Source organism: Haloferax chudinovii (assembly GCF_042663345.1).
Taxonomy (GTDB): Archaea; Halobacteriota; Halobacteria; order Halobacteriales; family Haloferacaceae; genus Haloferax; species Haloferax chudinovii.
Map to the genome: position 1 here is coordinate 69237 of NZ_JBHTAB010000006.1, position 16105 is coordinate 85341.

Annotated in this window: 13 protein-coding genes; 5 read left to right on the top strand and 8 right to left on the bottom strand. The window is 63.6% G+C overall.

The features are described 5' to 3' along the window. Positions 1-88: 88 nt before the first annotated feature. From ACFQI8_RS12080 to solA, 4 genes are all read right to left on the bottom strand, one after another. A complete protein-coding gene (locus ACFQI8_RS12080; RefSeq protein ID WP_390245085.1) occupies positions 89-2599 on the bottom strand; it encodes a GcvT family protein in 2511 nt (836 codons plus the stop codon). 173 nt (positions 2600-2772) lie between these two features. Beyond that, the gene (locus ACFQI8_RS12085) at positions 2773-2931 is read right to left on the bottom strand and encodes a hypothetical protein (RefSeq protein WP_390245087.1); all 159 of its coding nucleotides are present in this window, start codon (positions 2929-2931) and stop codon (positions 2773-2775) included. Positions 2932-2967: 36 nt separating this feature from the next. Next, positions 2968-4722 carry a BCCT family transporter gene (locus ACFQI8_RS12090; protein WP_390245089.1) on the bottom strand — a complete coding sequence of 585 codons (1755 nt, stop codon included), beginning with the start codon at positions 4720-4722 and terminating at the stop codon, positions 2968-2970. A 289-nt stretch (positions 4723-5011) separates the two neighbouring features. After that, positions 5012-6154 (bottom strand): N-methyl-L-tryptophan oxidase, encoded by a 1143-nt coding sequence (gene solA, locus ACFQI8_RS12095; RefSeq protein ID WP_390245091.1) that lies wholly within the window; start codon positions 6152-6154, stop codon positions 5012-5014. A 197-nt stretch (positions 6155-6351) separates the two neighbouring features. On the opposite strand from solA, the gene ACFQI8_RS12100 reads away from it, so the two are divergent. Both ACFQI8_RS12100 and ACFQI8_RS12105 read left to right on the top strand, forming a co-directional pair. Continuing rightward, a complete protein-coding gene (locus ACFQI8_RS12100) occupies positions 6352-7494 on the top strand; it encodes an aromatic ring-hydroxylating oxygenase subunit alpha (RefSeq protein WP_390245093.1) in 1143 nt (380 codons plus the stop codon). Further along, a complete protein-coding gene (locus ACFQI8_RS12105) occupies positions 7487-7861 on the top strand; it encodes a hypothetical protein (RefSeq protein WP_390245095.1) in 375 nt (124 codons plus the stop codon). Before ACFQI8_RS12100 ends, ACFQI8_RS12105 begins: the two co-directional genes overlap by 8 nt. 30 nt (positions 7862-7891) lie before the next feature. On the opposite strand, the gene ACFQI8_RS12110 is transcribed toward ACFQI8_RS12105, so the two are convergent. Then, entirely contained in the window at positions 7892-8542 is a 651-nt protein-coding gene (locus ACFQI8_RS12110; protein WP_390245097.1) for a helix-turn-helix domain-containing protein, read from the bottom strand. 242 nt (positions 8543-8784) lie between these two features. Here ACFQI8_RS12110 and ACFQI8_RS12115 point away from each other — a divergent pair, with 242 nt between their 5' ends. After that, complete coding sequence (locus ACFQI8_RS12115) at positions 8785-9663, top strand: DUF8073 domain-containing protein (RefSeq protein ID WP_390245099.1); 879 nt, start codon at positions 8785-8787, stop codon at positions 9661-9663. Positions 9664-9817: 154 nt separating this feature from the next. Here ACFQI8_RS12115 and ilvA read toward each other — a convergent pair whose 3' ends face one another. After that, positions 9818-11059 carry a threonine ammonia-lyase gene (ilvA, locus tag ACFQI8_RS12120; RefSeq protein ID WP_390245101.1) on the bottom strand — a complete coding sequence of 414 codons (1242 nt, stop codon included), beginning with the start codon at positions 11057-11059 and terminating at the stop codon, positions 9818-9820. Positions 11060-11427: 368 nt separating this feature from the next. On the opposite strand from ilvA, the gene glyA reads away from it, so the two are divergent. Beyond that, a complete protein-coding gene (glyA, locus tag ACFQI8_RS12125; protein WP_390245103.1) occupies positions 11428-12675 on the top strand; it encodes a serine hydroxymethyltransferase in 1248 nt (415 codons plus the stop codon). Positions 12676-12908: 233 nt separating this feature from the next. Then, positions 12909-13328: a GlcG/HbpS family heme-binding protein gene (locus ACFQI8_RS12130; RefSeq protein ID WP_007274164.1), complete on the top strand. Its 420-nt coding sequence runs from the start codon at positions 12909-12911 to the stop codon at positions 13326-13328. Positions 13329-13376: 48 nt separating this feature from the next. Here the strand turns inward: ACFQI8_RS12130 and ACFQI8_RS12135 are convergent, their stop codons facing one another. Both ACFQI8_RS12135 and ACFQI8_RS12140 read right to left on the bottom strand, forming a co-directional pair. Further along, positions 13377-14534: a M20 family metallopeptidase gene (locus ACFQI8_RS12135; RefSeq protein WP_390245106.1), complete on the bottom strand. Its 1158-nt coding sequence runs from the start codon at positions 14532-14534 to the stop codon at positions 13377-13379. 123 nt (positions 14535-14657) lie between these two features. After that, entirely contained in the window at positions 14658-15890 is a 1233-nt protein-coding gene (locus ACFQI8_RS12140; RefSeq protein ID WP_004041152.1) for a Cdc6/Cdc18 family protein, read from the bottom strand. Positions 15891-16105: the final 215 nt, after the last annotated feature.

Here is a 16105-nt window from a genome sequence, read left to right on the forward strand (position 1 = left end):
GGACCCTCGCTGTTTTTTAGCTGAGTCTCCGAGGTTCCACCAGCGCGGATAAATCGAGCGGAGACGGTGGCGCGCCGCAAGTCGGCGCTCACCGAATCATCTTGTCGCGGTCGGGGTCGAAAAGTGGCCCCGACCGGACCGTTGCGGGATGGGCGTCACCCTCGTACCGGATTTCGACGTCCTGCCCCGAGTTGGCGTACTGCTCGGGGAGGTAGGCGTACGCGATGCCGGCGTCGATGGTGTAGCCGTAGTCCGCCCGACAGCAGTAGCCGACGACCTCGCCGTCGGCGACTACCGGGTGGCCCGCGTCGACGACGGCCTCCTCCTCGTCGAGCGTTATCGGGACGATTCGGTCGCTTGGACCGTCGTTTTTGTCCTCCACGAGCGCCGCCTTCCCGACGAAGTCGGTGTCGAGGTCGACCGCGAAGCCGATGCCGCCCTCGTACGGATTGTGTTCGGGCGTGAGGTCCGTCCCCCAGAGGCGGAATCCCTTCTCCATGCTCGTCGAGTCGAGCGCGGCCCAGCCGACCGGGGCGATGTCGTACTCCTCGCCGGCCTCGCGAATCGCGTCCCAGAGCTGGCTCCCGTACTCGGTCGGGGTGTAAATCTCCCAGCCGAGTTCGCCGGCGTACGAAAGTCGCAGCATGGTCACGGGGATGCTTCCAAGGTAGGTCTCCTGTGCGGAGTAAAAGGGGAACTCGTCGTTCGAGAGGTCGGCCTCGACGAGGCCCGAAAGCACCTTCCGGGAGTCGGGTCCGAAGACGCCGATGCCAGTCCGATTGGAGACGTGTGCGGTCACGTCGACGGAGCCATCGTCGGGTGCGTGCTCTGTGACCCACCGCGAGTGGAGCGTCGCCGAGCTTCCGCCGCCGGTGAACAGCACGAACCGCTCGTCACCGAGACGGGCGACCGTCAGGTCGGCGAGTACGCCGCCGTCCTCGTTGAGCATCGCGGAGTAACGCATCCGGCCCGGCGAGACATCCATATCGTTCGTCAGGAGCTCTTGCAGGAACTCCAACGCGCCCGGCCCCGTCACTTCGATGGGCGTGAACGTCGTCATGTCGACCATGCCGACCTTCTCGCGGAGGTGCTGGTGTTCCGCGCCCTGGACCTTCGACCAGTTCTGCGAGAGCCAGTCGGGGCGGTCCGGCACGTCGTACGTTTCGAGGAGCGTCTCGTTGGACTCGTACCACTGCGGGACCTCCCAGCCGTCGCTGTCGTAGAACTCCGCGCCGAGGTCGGCCTGCCGGTCGTAAAACGGGCTCCGGCGGAGCGCGCGCTGTCCGCTCGGTTGCTCGCGCGGGTGGATGAGCTGGTACACCTCGCGGTACTGCTGTGCGCCGCGCCCGTAGGTGTACTCTCGACTGCCCGTGTGCGACTGGAACCGGGAGACGTGCGCGCCGGAAGCGTTGACGCGGGAGCCGTCGAGTCGCGGCGTTCCGTCTTCCATCCAGCTGGCGACGATGTCGCCCGCGCCGCCGGACTGCGTGACCCAGATGGCGAGCGCCCACCAGAGTCCCTCGGTGTCCTCGTCCGGTCCGAGGATGGGCATGCCGTCGGGCGTGAACGAGAACATGCCGTTGATAGCGGAGGTCCACTCGCAGTCCTCGAAGCCGGGGACGAGTTCGCTCGCGGCGTCGAACGCCGACCGGTCGTGGTCCGGGTGGGTGTTCTCGTAGAAGTTCTCCTCCGTGAACTCGCGGAGCGACGGGTATTCGAGTCCGAGGTCGTCGAGCTTGTCGGGACCGTAGATATCCGCCGGGTCGACCAGCAGTGACTCGTGGTTGTACGAGCCGATACCGTAGCGCTCGCCGTGCTGGCGGTAGTACAGCGAGTGGTCCTGATGCCGGAGGAGCGGCTGTTCGATTTCGCGCTCTGCGCCTTCGAGTTCGTCCAGTTCGTCGGAGACGAGATACTGGTGTGCGCAGGGAACGAGCGGGATGTCCGTGCCGACCATCTCGCCGAACAGCGGCCCCCAGATATTCGTGGCGACGAGCACCTCGTCGGCCTCGATGCGGCCGTGTTCGGTGTCGACTGCGTCGATGCTTCCGTCGGTAACGTCGATGTCCGTGACCTCAGTGTGGCCGTAGAACTCGACGCCGGCCTCGCGCGCCTCTTCCGCCATCGACTCGGCGGCGCTGACGGCGTCAGCCTTCCCGTCCGAGGGGACGTAGTACCCGCCGTAGATGACGTCCGGGTTTATCTGCGGGACGCGCGCTTCGACCTCCTCGGGCGTGAGCAATTCGCCCTCGTCGATGCCGTAGGACTGTCCCCACTCGCGCTTGCGTTTGAGGAAGTCCCAGCGCGCTTCGGAGTAGGCGACTTCGATGCCGCCGCACGTCCGGAAGTCGCCGAACCCATCGTAGAGGTCGCGCGTGTACGACGCCATCGCCGTCATCAGCTTGTTCCCGGCCGTCTGGAACACGAGTCCGGGGGCGTGAGAGGTCGATCCACCGGTCTCGAACAGCGGACCCCGGTCGAGGACGACGACGTCTTCGCGACCCGACTCGGCGAGGTGATACGCCGTGCTACAACCGACACAGCCGGCCCCGACGACGACCGTTCCGGCGCGTTCGGGAAACGTAGACCATGTGTTCATGTACCAAACGATAGTGACTGCGGCCTTCGGATATCTCTCCGGGTCCACTATCTAAGGTGTATAGGTACCGGGGGGTGACGAGGACCGGGTCTCGTCGCGGACGAACGTCCGTCTCGGCAAGAATTGTGCACCGGCAAGAGTCGCGCGCCGACGAATAACGGTCGCCGACGAGGTCACTTGCCGACGAGGTACTTCTCTCTGAGATAGATGACGAGACTGGCACTCAGGAACGCGAGGCCCGCGCCCCGGAGCTCACCGGCAGTCATCGCGAACAGCGCGACGACGAAAAGGAAGACCGCGAACGCCGCCGAAACGACAGCGAGCGCGTTCATTGATAGCGTCGAGTCATCGGTTCGGTGACTCCGCGGTCAGTCGTCCGTCGTGCCGGGATTCTGTCGGACGTTGGTCACGACCGATGTGCGAGACCGACCGACGTCGATGTCTATGTCCTCGTCCGCCAAGTCCTCGATTCGCTCGGAAAACTCCTCGGACTGCAGGAGTTCGTACTCCTTGTCGAGGCCGAGATAGACCGTATAGCACATGACGACGAGGACGACGGCGAACGGGAATCCCGTCGCGATGGCCGCTGTCTGGAGCGCGCCGAGGCCGCCGCCGTAGAGGAGAAGCGCCGCGACGAGACCCTCGGTGACCGCCCAGAAGATGCGTTGGGTCCGCGGCACGTTGTGCTTGCCGCCCGACGTGAGGTGGTCGACGACGAGCGACCCCGAATCGGAGGAGGTCACGAAGAACGTGACGATGAGCGTCACGGCGAGCAGTCCCGAGACGGCGCTGAACGGGAACTGTTCGAGGAGCGCGAACATGGCGACGGTCTGACCGGCCTCGTTGTAGGTCGCGAGGACCGCGCCGTTACCCTGAAGCGAGTTGAACAGCGCGCTCCCGCCGAACGCCGAGAGCCAGACTGTCGAGAACAGCGACGGCAGGACGAACACGCCGAGGACGAATTCACGGACCGTCCGCCCCTTCGAGATACGCGCGACGAACATCCCGACGAACGGCGACCAGGCAATCCACCACGCCCAGTAGAACACCGTCCAGGCGTTGACAGTGGACGCGCCGTCGCCGAGCGTCCCGGTGAAGAACGCGAGCGAGAGGAAGTCGCTGAAGTAGTTCCCGAGGCCCTGCACCCACGCGCCGAAGATGCTCATCGTCGTGCCGGCCACGAGTACGAACGCCAACAAGACGAACATCAGAAAGACGTTCACCGTGCTCAGACGCCGGATACCGTCGTCGAGGCCGGCCGCGACCGAGGTGGTGGCGATGAGGGTAATCACGGCGATGAGCGCGATTTGCATCCCGGTGTTGTTCGGAACGCTCAGGACGCCGAGCATACTCTCGCCGAGGATATACGACAGCCCAGTGTTTATCTGTGCGACCCCGAGGCCGAGCGAGGTGGCGAGACCGAACAGCGTCGCGAACACCGCCATGAGGTCGATGAGGTGGCCCGGCCAGCCGTAGATTCGCTCGCCGAGGAGCGGCCAGAAAATCGACCGGAACGTGAGCGGAAGCCCCCGATTGAACGAAAAGAACGCGAGTCCCAAGCCGACGAGGCCGTAGATGGCCCACGGGTGGAACCCCCAATGGAAGAACGTCTGCGTCATCGCGGCGATGCCCGCGCCACCGGACCCCGCCTCGGCGTCGAAGAAGCCGGGGACGTTACTGAAGTAGTACAGCGGCTCCGAGACGCTGTAGAACATGAGCCCGATACCCATGCCCGCGCTGAACAGCATCGCCATCCACGAGAAGTCGCTGAACTCTTTTTCGGCCTCGACACCGCCGAGAGTTATCTTTCCGTACTTACTCAGCGCGAAGTACGCCAAGACCACGATAAAGAAGTTCACCGACAGGAGGAAGAACCACCCGAAGTTACCCTCGAAAAAGCCCCTGATACCCGAATAGACGCTCGCCGCCTGTTCGCCGAGAATGAGCGTCGCCGCGACGAAGACGCCGATTATCAAGAGCGCGGCCGGGAAGACGACGGGATGGATGTCGAACCCCAACCCCTGGATGTTTCCGTCACCGGGTTCGCGCTCCGTATCGGGATAAAACAGGTCTTTCTGTAACTCGCTCGTCGACCGACCGGTCGAATCGTTGCTATTCGCCATTCGATACAGCCTCCATTGACGACCGCCATGTGAATTCGTGTTCGATCATATCGTTGTCCCCGCTTTGGGGCCACCCACTGTCACCGTCGAGAGACGGCCCGCGTCGGATTCGACGCGTCCGCTCTGACTATGACATGAGTCCACACTCCTCACGATTCAACCAACCCATTGGTGTTACACATCATAACAGGTTGGCTTCGATAATAGTGGTATTTATACGCAAATGAAGAAAATGACGGAAGTTATATCGTCAAAGTGGTTGACGAGCGGAAACCGCGACTGCCCGTCGTCACTCGAACCGGTCGAGCGAGAACATATCGAGCGGCAGGTCGCTCTCGCCGTCGACGGCGAGGTCGGCGAGGGTTTCGCCGATGACGCTGGCAAACTTGAAACCGTGTCCCGAAAAGCCCGCGCCGACGGCGACCTGCGGGTGGTCCGGCAGTGTGTCGAGGATGAAGTGTTCGTCCGGCGAGTTCGTGAACATGCACGTCGCGAGCGACATCGTCGGCCCCGCGGCCTCCGGGAAGTACTTCTCCGTGACGTCCCGGAGTATCGCCTCATCCGCGCGGTTCGGCTCGCGGTCGAAGTCGTCGGGGTCGACCTCCTCGTCGCGGTGGTGGTACTTGCCAAGTTTGAACCCCGGCACGTCGTGGACCGGAAATCCGTAGAACCGGCCCTCGGGGACGCTGAGGTTCCAGACGGGGAACTCCTCGGGCGCGAACGTCGCCGGCGACTCGGGTTGGAACCAGGCGAGCGCCTGTCGCTCGGGGATGGCGAGACCGTCGAGCGCGTCGGCGAGTTTGTAGTTCCATGCGCCCGCGGCGAGCACGAGCGCGTCCGCGACGTAGACGCCACGGTCGGTACGGACGCGCACGCCGCCGTCGTTGGTCTCCGCCCAGTCTTCGACCTGTTCGCGGGCGCGGATTTCGGCACCCCGAGCCTGTGCCGCTTCGGTATAGCCGATAATCGCCTGCTCGGGGACGATGAACCCACCGTCTTCCTGATAGACCGCGCGGTAGTCATCGGGGAGTTCGTAGCCGGGGAATCGTTTATTGACCTCCGCCCCGGTCAGCACCTCGTGGGGGATGTCGTGTTCCTCACAGGAGCGTTTCGAACCCGCGAACACGTCGTTGTCGACCGGGCCGGCGTCGATGGAGCCGATTCGGTGGATGATATCGCGACCGGTCTCGTCGGCGAGGTCGTCCCAGAGGTCGTATGCCCGTTCGATGAGCGGGACGTACGAAGGGTGTTCGTAATAGGCGCGGCGGATGATGCGCGTGATGCCGTGAGACGACCCCTGCGAGTGAGGGATGTCATAGCGTTCGAGACCAACAACGTCGAGGCCGCGGTCGGCGAGGTGGTACGCAGTCGCGCTTCCCATCCCGCCGACCCCGACGACGGCGACGTCGTATCGGTTGTCGCGGACACTCATTGTACCCGGCGGTTCGGAACGTCCCCCTTTCACTCTTGACCTGTATTACGGAGCCCCTTTTTGCGGGGAATGACTCTCGGCCCACTGAGAGCGGCGCTAGCGGCCGAACGACGATCGCTCGCGGATATCCACCGCCACTTATACGGGTCCACTATTTTCGACGAATCCTTTTCCACAGATGTGTGTTTCTTCCTCCCATGACACGGTGGAACAACAATCGTGATGAAATCGGTGCGGTGAGTGCCGATATCACCGCGGAAACGAACGCGTTGCCGGCGAGGTACTTCACCGACCCGGAGGTCCACGAGATGGAAAAAGAGAAAGTGTTCGGTCAGTACTGGGTCTACGCGGGCCACGAGACCCACATCCCGGACGCGGGCGACTACTTCACGCGAACCATCGGTGACAAGCAAATAATCGTCACCCGCGACGGCGAGGGCGACGTGCGGGCGTTCTACAACGTCTGTGCCCACCGCGGGTCGAAGATGCTCGACGACACGCCGATGACCGACCCCGGGAGCCTGAGTCGAATCACCTGCCCGTACCACCTCTGGGCGTACGAACTCGACGGGTCGCTCCAGAGCACCCCCAAGAGCTTCGAGGAGGCGAGTCTGAATCCCGACCTCGACGACGACGCCGTCACCGAACTCGACCCCGAAGAAAACGGTCTCATGGAGGTCAACACCGACGCCATCGGGCCGCTCGTGTTCGTCAACTTCGAGGACGAACCGAGCCTCTCGCTTGCCGAACAGGCCGGGTCGATGAAGACGGAACTCGAAGACCTACCGCTCGGGGAGTACGAACACGCCCGGCGCTACGTCTCCGAAGTCGAGTGCAACTGGAAGACGTTCAGCGGGAACTACTCGGAGTGCGACCACTGTCAAGCGAACCACCAAGACTGGGTGCAGGGGCTCGAACTCATGGAGTCCGAACTCGAAGTCAACGACTACCACTGGGTGCTCCACTACAAGCACAAAGAGGACGTCGACGACGAGATGCGCATCCACCCCGAACACGAGGCCAAGTTCTACTACTTCTGGCCGAACTTCACGGTCAATATGTACGGCACCGCCGACGGCTACGGCACGTACATCATCGACCCCATCGACGAGGGGCGCTTCCAGCTCGTCGCGGACTACTACTTCCGCGACGCCGACCTGTCGGAAGAAGAAGAGAAGTTCGTCCAGACGAGCCGACAGCTCCAGGAGGAGGACTTCGAACTCGTCGAGCGGCAGTACGAGGGGCTCACGTCCGGCGCGCTCGGGCAGGCACAGCTTGGTCCGAACGAACACACCGTCCACAAACTGCACCGACTCGCACAGGACGCGTACAATGCCTGACGACGAGAGTGCCAAACTAGCCGAAAAACCACGCGCCGGCATCGTCACCTGCCCGGCGTGCGACCTCTACGTCTCCGTCACGGAGCCGAACGACGCCGTCGACCTGTGCCGGCGACACGCGAACGTCACCGGCCACGACGTCGAGTGGGAGCGCGTCGCGTTCGACGCCGACGTCGAGAGCAACGAGGTGAAAACGGCGCTCACCGAACTCGGCGAGACCCACCCCGACGGCGTCGCACTCGGTCGACTTGCCGCGGCGCTCGCGGACAACGGCGTCGCCATCGGCGAAACGCTCGACGCCGTCCGCGACCTGCGGATGAGCGGCGAAATCTACGAACCGCGGGACGACTACGTCCTCGCGGTCTGACTTCCACCCTTTCTGTGGGGGGTTATTCGGTCACTCGTCGAGGAGAATCGACTCAACCAGCTCCGCGGTCCCCCGCCTGATGCGTCCGCTGACGGCCGTCGGCGAGATGTCGAGTACTTCCGAGAGGTCGTCTAGCGCCGCCTCTCTCGGCTCCTCGAAGTAGCCGTGTTCGTAGGCGGCGACCAGCGCGTCGCGCTGGGCGTCGGTCAGCTTGCTCGGCTCGCCGTTCATCCAGCCGTCCTGTCGGAACATCCGGTTCAGCTCGAAGGTGATGTCGTTCGACTCGCAGTACTCCCACAGCTCCGAGAGCGCCTCGCGGTCCGAGAGCTGGAGCCGGACCCGCCAGCCAGCCGTATCGTTGCTGCACGCGTCGAGCATGAGCCCGCCGAGTTCCGTGATGATAGGCGAGAGGAGAATCGTGTCCGGCGTGTGTCCGATGCGATACACCGCAGACCCCTCCCGCGTGGAGACGGGCCGCCAGTCGCTGACCGTGTGGTCGACCTCCAGCGCCGTTTCGAACGCCGAAACGTCCGCGCCCTTCACGATGAAAAAAAACAGGCCGGTCTCGGGGTCGGTCGCGGATTGAGAGATGACGTCTATCTCGCTCGCGGCCTCCGACTGAATCGTCGGCGTCAGCGCGAGGTCGTCGTGCGCGATGTCGGCAACGGTTATCAGACTCATTATGTCTTCACCTCGTGGATACAGAGATTCGACACCGGGGAAACTGGACTGCCGATTCGGTTGAAGATCGCGAACTCGTTTCGACGTTCGCGACAGAAGCGTTTCTAATGAGCACGGGATAGTAGTTTGACTGTTAGATTCTCGTTTATAGCTTTCGCCGCATATTCTGAGGGACCATATAAACCAACTCAGTATTCCACACCGCTTTTCAGGGGGTCCCAGCACATCTGTCGAGACGGACAATGAGCGTGGGCACATCACTTCGGCGACTGGGCGAATTCCTCGAAGAGTGCGAGCGGACAGGCGCCGCGAGCGTCCGCGAGTCGTCCGTGACGGTCACGGAATCGGGCGCGTCCGCGGACGTCGCGTTCGCGCTCTCGTCGGACGCCAACGGTGACGTCCCCGTTCGAATCCGAGGGGCGTCGCTCGAATCCGACGGGTCCATTGGGCTCACGCTCGGTGTCGACGATGTCCTGCCGAGCGACCGCGAGCACGTCGCCGTCGACGCCGCGGACGTCTCGCTCGACGGCGACCCGGCGGTCGTCATCACGGTCGCGACCGATACGCCAACGACGAGTTCAACCGAAACAGCCGACGACGATGCTGATACCGAACTACCCGAGGCCGTTCGGAACCCGAACGTGCCGGCGTTCGAAGATACGAGGTACCTCGAAGCCGTGTACGCGCGGTACGAAACGTTCGAGCGAATGGCCGACGCCTTCGAGATGGACGTGACGGACGAGACGGTCCGCAGGTACATGATCGACCAAGGCGTCCACGAGCCGTCATCGTACGAAACGTCGCTCACCGGCGAACCAGTGGGCGTCGAGGGACCACCGACGCCCGCGACGGACGGTGACGGGTCGCCCGAGACGCTCGCCGACGGCATCGGCCTCCCCGAGTCCGTCACAATCGGCCAACTCGCCGACGCCGTCAACGACGCCAAGACCGTCTATGAGTTCGGCAAGGCGCTCGACCTCGAACGCATGGACGCGCTCGACCTGCTCCAAGACCTCGACCTGCTCGAATTCGTGATGGGTCGACTCACCACCGACGGCGACCCGGACGTGAGTCGGGAAGACGTCGTGGCGCGCATCAGACAGTCAGCCGGAGAAACGTAGCGGACGCTTCGTCGGTGTCGGTGAGTCGCTTCACGGAGAGGGCACCAGCGAGTTCGTTCTTCAAGCCGTGTACCGGCGCGTCTCACATTCCATGTCAAATTTTTAATAGTCCGTGATTCGGCGTCGAGAACTGTCGAGACTGAGGGAACTGATGCTAGCTCGGCTCCGAAACGTCGTCGACCACGTAGCCCGCGTCCTCTACCGTGTCCACGACGGCCGCCGCGTGTTCGGCCCCTTTCGTCTCGATGCGGAACAGGAGGTGGGCCTCGCCGACGTCGAGGGCATCGACGGCACGGACGTGGCGAACGTCGTGAATGTTCGCGTCGCGGTCGGCGATGAGCCGGGAGAGCCGCGCCATCTCGCCGGGTTCGTCTCGGATGCGAACCCGCAGGCGGAGTGTCTGGCGACGGCTGGTCAGCGCGTGGACGAGCACCGTCTGGAGCATCGTCATGTCCAGATTGCCCCCGCAGAGAAGCGGCATGACGGTCTCACCCTCGACATCGAGGTCGTCGCTCAACACGGCGGCGACGGAGGCGGCACCGGCACCCTCGACGACCTGCTTGGCGCGTTCGAGCAACAGGAGAATCGCCTCCGCGATTTCCCCGTCGGAGACCGTGACGACCTCGTCGACGTGTTCTTCGATGGTTTGGAGCGTCAGTTCGGAGATGCCGCCGGTGGCGATGCCGTCCGCGATGGTGTTCGTGTCGTCGAGCGTCACGGGAACCCCTTTGTCGAGGCTCTCGTGGACCGTCTCCGCGCCCGCGGCCTGCACGCCAACGACGCGAATCTCGGGGTCGTGATGCTTGATGGCGGTGGCGATGCCCGAAATGAGGCCGCCGCCTCCGATGGGGACGACCACGGTGTCCATCTCAGGGAGGTCGCGGTACATCTCGACACCGAGCGTTCCCTGTCCGGCGACAATGTCGCAGTCGTCGTACGCGTGGACGAACTTGGCGTCCGATTCCTCGGCGAGCGACTGGGCGTACGCCATCGTCTCCTGGAAGTCTTCGCCGACGAGTTCGACTTCCGCGCCGTAGTCGCGCGTCGCGTCGATTTTTGTCTGCGGAGCGTTCTCCGGCATCACGACCGTGGAGTCCGCGCCGCACTCGGTTGCCGCGAGCGCGACGCCCTGCGCGTGGTTGCCGGCGCTCGCGGCCACGAACTCGTCGATTCCGCGGTCGGTATCCTGTCGAATCTTGTTGTACGCGCCCCGCGTCTTGAACGACCCCGTCCACTGGAGGTGTTCCATCTTCAGGTAGACGTCCGCGCCGACGAGGTCGCCGAGCGAAGTGCTCCGCTCTATCGGCGTCCGCTTGACGACGCGGTCGTTTTCGAGTCGCTCGCGCGCGCGGTCAATGTCACTGTACTGTACCGGGAGAGACTCGGCCTCACTCATTGGCGGCTCACCTCGGCGGTTGACCGAACGGCTCGCCGGGACGGATGCGTATCCCCTCGGTTCCGGGACGTTCCGTAGTCTGTGATAGTTCTTAGCACGGTATGTGAGAAACGTGACGAAGTTCAAATATAGAACTATCGCCGGCAGGTGCTCGTCTCGGTGGAAACTGAACACATAATACGCCGATTTCGTTCGTTAGCGAACCCATTTCAGGGTATCTTTCGGAGATATCCAAGCGGCATTCACCACGCTCATCGACCCGAACACAGAACGTACGTGTACTGTCATGTTGTGATTCTGGTGCGACGTTCCGCCCTCGTCTCCGGGGTCGGCGAAGCGTTATACCGCAGAATCGAGATGCACCCACGATGCCTTACGACACCGTTCGAGAGACTGACCCGGCCGTCGCCGACGCGCTGGCGGGCGAACGCGAGCGACAGAACAACACGCTCGCGATGATAGCGAGCGAGAACCACGTCAGCGAGGCGGTCATGGAGGCCCAAAGCTCGGAACTGACGAACAACTACGCCGAGGGCTACCCAGGAAGCCGGTACTACGGCGGCTGTGAGCACGCCGACGAGGTCGAACAGCTCGCCATCGACCGCGCGAAGGAACTCTGGGGCGCCGACCACGTCAACGTCCAACCGCACTCGGGGTCGCAGGCGAACATGGGTGTGTTCCTCACCGTTCTCGAACCCGGCGACAAGATTCTCTCGCTGGATTTGACCCACGGCGGCCACCTGAGCCACGGCCACCCGGTGAACGTCGCGGGGAAGACGTACGAGGTCGAACAGTACGAGGTCGACGCGGAGACCGGCTACGTCGACTACGAGCAACTCGCCGAGAAGGCCGAGGAGTTCGACCCGGACATCATCATTTCGGGCTACTCCGCGTACCCGCGGGAGGTCGAGTGGGAGCGCGTGCAGGCCGCGGCCGAGGCGGTCGACGCGTACCACCTCGCCGACATCGCCCACATCACGGGGCTCGTCGCCGCGGGCGAACACTCGTCTCCCGTCGGCACCGCGGACTTCGTCACCGGCTCGACCCACAAGACGATTCGGTCGGGTCGCGGCGGCATCATTATGTGCGACGAGGAACACGCCGACGACGTCGATTCCGCGGTCTTCCCCGGCCTCCAAGGCGGACCGATACTGCACAACGTCGCCGGGAAAGCCGTCGGCTTCGGCGAGGCGCTTTCCCCCGAGTTCGAGGAATACGCCTCGCAGGTCGTCGATAACGCCGCCGCCCTCGGCGAGCGGCTACAGGAACGCGGCCTCGAACTCGTTTCCGGGGGAACTGACACGCACTTAGTCCTTGTCGACCTCCGGCCGTCGCACCCGGACACGACGGGCAAGGACGTGGAGGCGGCGCTCGAAGAGGTCGGTATCGTCCTCAACGCCAACACGGTCCCCGGCGAGAGTCGCTCGGCGTTCAACCCGAGCGGGATTCGCGCCGGCACGCCCGCGTTGACGACCCGCGGTTTCGACGAGGAGGCCTGCCGGACCGTCGCGGACCTTATCTACGAAATCGTCGACGCGCCGCACGACGAGTCGGTCAAGGGGTTCGTCGACCAGAAGGTCGACGAACTGACCGACGAGTACCCGCTATACGACTGACCGGCCACCGGGTCGGTTCGCCTCGAGCCGAACGTCTCTCGATGCGTCTTCGATTCGATTTCGGAGGCCGACACGAGTTATAAAAATTCGTATATTTGTTGTTCTCTCGTTCGAGCCGTTCGAGGGTCACACAGACGCCCGAAATCGGGAGAGAGAAGTGAAATCGTCAGGTCGTCCGAGACCCGCGGCGCACGTATAAGTAGGGTCGTCGAGACCGGTTTCGACGAAGCGATATGTCCGATGCAATCAATCTCGAGACGGCGAAGGTACTCATCGAAGCGGCGGAAGCCGAGGCCGAGTCGATGGGACTGCGAATGGTGATTACGGTCGCGAACCCGGAGGGTAACCTCATCGCACAGCACCGAATGGACGACGCGTGGCTGGCGAGCGTCGACATCTCCCGGAACAAGGCGTACACGGCGGCCGCGCTCCAGACGCCCACGCACGAACTCGCCGAACCGACCACCCCTGGGGAGTCGCTCTGGGGTCTCCAGACGACAGACGAGAACCGACTCGTCGTCTTCGGCGGCGGCTATCCCCTCGAAGTCGACGGGGAAATCGTTGGAACCGTCGGCGTCAGCGGCGGCGAAGTGTCCGAAGACATGGCGGTCGCGAGTGCCGCGGTCGAGCGGTTCGAAGAACTCGTCGAATAGCCGAACTCGCCGTCGGCGTTTTTTCAGCCCGTCGTTCGACAGTCGGTGTCAGCCTACGCTACCCTCGAACAGCCCGCGGAGCGCCGTGCGGAGGATGTCGTACCCCGCTTCGACCTCCGACAGTTCGATGTACTCGTCGTAGGCGTGGGCCTGCGCCATCGACCCCGGCCCCCACGTAATCGCGTCCATCCCGGCGTCGTTGACGAGATTTCGAACGTCGGTCGCCGCCCGAATCCCCCACGGCTCGGGGTTGATATCCGCCCGCTCGGCGGCCGCGTCCCGAAAGCGCGCCGCGATGTCGCTGTCAGTCGGAACCGCCGCGGACTCGTAGACCCGCGTTCGCGTCCACTCAACGCGCAAGTCGTGCTCGGCCGCGACATCGGAGAGTAATGCGTCGATTTCGGCGTCAACCGACTCGACGGACTCCGAAGGGACGAACCGCCTGTCGACCGTTATGGTCGCGCTCTCCGGAACGACGTTCTCTTTCGTCCCCGCCTCGAACCGCGTGACCGTCGCCGTCGGGTGACCGACGAGCGAGTCGGAGCGCACCCGAATCTCCTCGTCGTACGCTTCGAGCGCGTCGAGAACGGGCCAGGCGTTCCCAATCGCGTTGTCCCCCTCGTCGGGCCGACTCGCGTGCGATGGGTCGCCGCCGACCGAGATTTCGTACCAGCCGAGGCCCTTCGCGCTCGTCGCGGTCCGCAGCGCCGTCGGTTCGAGCACGACGCCGTACTCACCGTCGTAGCCGCGTTCGAGGAGCGTCTTCGTCCCCGGTTCGGCCGTCTCCTCGCCGACCGCGGCGTGGAACACGAGCGAGCCATCAAGGACTCCGGAATCGAACGCATCGGCGAACTCGACCGTCGCGAGCATCGCGAGGGCGACGCCGCACTTCATGTCCGCGCTCCCGCGACCGTACAGTCTGCCGTCTCTGACGGTTGGGTCGTACGGTGGCTGGGTCCACTGGTCTCGGTCGCCCGCCGGGACCACGTCGAGGTGGCCATTGAGGACGACCGAGGGCTCGCCGTCGCCGACGCGCGCCGCGACCTGCGGCCGGTCGGGGAACGGTTCCTCGACGAGCGTCGCCGAGACGCCTCGGGATTCGAGCCAGTCGGATACGAAGTTCGCCGCCGCCGCCTCGTCTCCCGGCGGGTTCTCGGTCTCGATTTCGACGAGACTCGTGAGCAACGAGAGTAACTCTTCGTCCATGGTTTCGGTCGTCTATCGACAGAGACGGACGTGTGTTAAGGATTCGTGCGGTAGCTTTTTTTCGACGCGGTCGACAGTGTCGGGAGAGTCTGTGCGGACGCAGGCGTCGCGTGCCGCGCGTCGCTATTCGAGCGTCGAGATACGGCTGTCCCGGAGGAGTACCCGCTTGACGATGTCCGGGTCTTCGAGAAGGCGATGGGTCCCGTGGACGCCCTGCCCGCGACCGCGACCTCGGACTTCCGACTGGATGACGTTGAGGAAGTCGAGTTCTTGCAGAAGTTCCTGTACGCGGCGCTCCGAAAGCTGGTCCATGTCGAGGTCGTCGGCGACCGTGAGATACTGTCGATAGATCTTGTTCGTCGTAATCTCGGCGGTCTTTCGGCCGCCGGTCTGAAGAACGAGCGAGTAGAGGACGGCTTTCGACTGCGTGGCGGTCCCTTCGAGGAGTTCGCTGAAGCGGTCGGCCTCACTCTTTTCTTTGGCGGCCCGCACGTGGTCGTCGGTGACGGTCTCCGCGCTCTCGTTTCGGGCGATGCGACCGGCGTTGCGGAGGATGTCGATTGCCTTCCGGGCGTCGCCGTGTTCCTGGGCGGCGAGCGCGCTCGCGAGGGGAATCACGTCGTCGGTGAGGACGCCCGGCTTGAACGCGTCTTTCCGGTTTTCGAGGATTTCGCGGAGTTGGTTCGCGTCGTACGACGGAAAGACGAGTTCGTCGTGGGCGAAACTCGACTTGACGCGCTCCGTGAGTTCCTCGGGGTAGTCGATTTTGTTCGAGATGCCGATGATGCCGATGCGCGAGTCCACTATCTTTTGATTCTCGCCCGCGCGCGAGAGTTTCCGAAGCACCTCGTCGTCGCGGAGCATGTCTATCTCGTCGAGGATGACGATGGTCACGTCGGAACAGGTGTCGAGCACCTGCCACAGCCGGTTGTAGTAGTCGCCGGTCGATAGCCCGCGCTCGGGAATCGTCATCCCGCTTTTCGACGGGTCGTTGACCTGCGAAGCGAGCGTCTTGATGACCGACGCCTCGGTGTGCTGTTCGCCACAGTCGATGACGGCGATGCGGACGTCGACGTCCTCGCGGACCGCCTCGTGTTGGAGTCGTTCGCTCACGAGCCGGGCGGTGAGCGTCTTGCCCGACCCCGTCTTCCCGAAGATGAACAGGTGGGTCGGCTCGCGCCCGAAGATGGCGGGATTGAGAGCCTGTGCGACTTTCGACATGTGCTCGTCGCGGCCGACGATCTTGTCGGGACCGGGAAGATGAGAGATTTTGAGAATATCCTCGTTCGCGAAGATGGGTTGGTCGTAGCGAAACAGCGGGTCGCGAGTCCCACCCTCGCTCTCGTCCGATGTCATATGAGTTCGGTATTCATACTCACCCCTAATAAAGGTAAAGGGGTGGGCTCGCGTTTGTAACAGCGACAAATACAGGAGTTTGAGCGGTATTTCAGTCCCGGTTTTGGATTCGACGATCAACGAGTAGTATCGCGCAAGTAAGACCGTCAGACACCACCCTCGCGTTTGTAACGGGCGAGACAGCCACGAGGAGGACACAGTGGAAGGGGTACACT

Bases quoted from the DNA above. Each gene is read 5' to 3' on its own strand.
- ACFQI8_RS12080 (WP_390245085.1), bottom strand. From the start codon at position 2,599: ATGAACACATGGTCTACGTTTCCCGAACGCGCCGGAACGGTCGTCGTC.
- ACFQI8_RS12085 (WP_390245087.1), bottom strand. From the start codon at position 2,931: ATGAACGCGCTCGCTGTCGTTTCGGCGGCGTTCGCGGTCTTCCTTTTC.
- ACFQI8_RS12090 (WP_390245089.1), bottom strand. From the start codon at position 4,722: ATGGCGAATAGCAACGATTCGACCGGTCGGTCGACGAGCGAGTTACAG.
- solA (WP_390245091.1), bottom strand. From the start codon at position 6,154: ATGAGTGTCCGCGACAACCGATACGACGTCGCCGTCGTCGGGGTCGGC.
- ACFQI8_RS12100 (WP_390245093.1), top strand. From the start codon at position 6,352: ATGACACGGTGGAACAACAATCGTGATGAAATCGGTGCGGTGAGTGCC.
- ACFQI8_RS12105 (WP_390245095.1), top strand. From the start codon at position 7,487: ATGCCTGACGACGAGAGTGCCAAACTAGCCGAAAAACCACGCGCCGGC.
- ACFQI8_RS12110 (WP_390245097.1), bottom strand. From the start codon at position 8,542: ATGAGTCTGATAACCGTTGCCGACATCGCGCACGACGACCTCGCGCTG.
- ACFQI8_RS12115 (WP_390245099.1), top strand. From the start codon at position 8,785: ATGAGCGTGGGCACATCACTTCGGCGACTGGGCGAATTCCTCGAAGAG.
- ilvA (WP_390245101.1), bottom strand. From the start codon at position 11,059: ATGAGTGAGGCCGAGTCTCTCCCGGTACAGTACAGTGACATTGACCGC.
- glyA (WP_390245103.1), top strand. From the start codon at position 11,428: ATGCCTTACGACACCGTTCGAGAGACTGACCCGGCCGTCGCCGACGCG.
- ACFQI8_RS12130 (WP_007274164.1), top strand. From the start codon at position 12,909: ATGTCCGATGCAATCAATCTCGAGACGGCGAAGGTACTCATCGAAGCG.
- ACFQI8_RS12135 (WP_390245106.1), bottom strand. From the start codon at position 14,534: ATGGACGAAGAGTTACTCTCGTTGCTCACGAGTCTCGTCGAAATCGAG.
- ACFQI8_RS12140 (WP_004041152.1), bottom strand. From the start codon at position 15,890: ATGACATCGGACGAGAGCGAGGGTGGGACTCGCGACCCGCTGTTTCGC.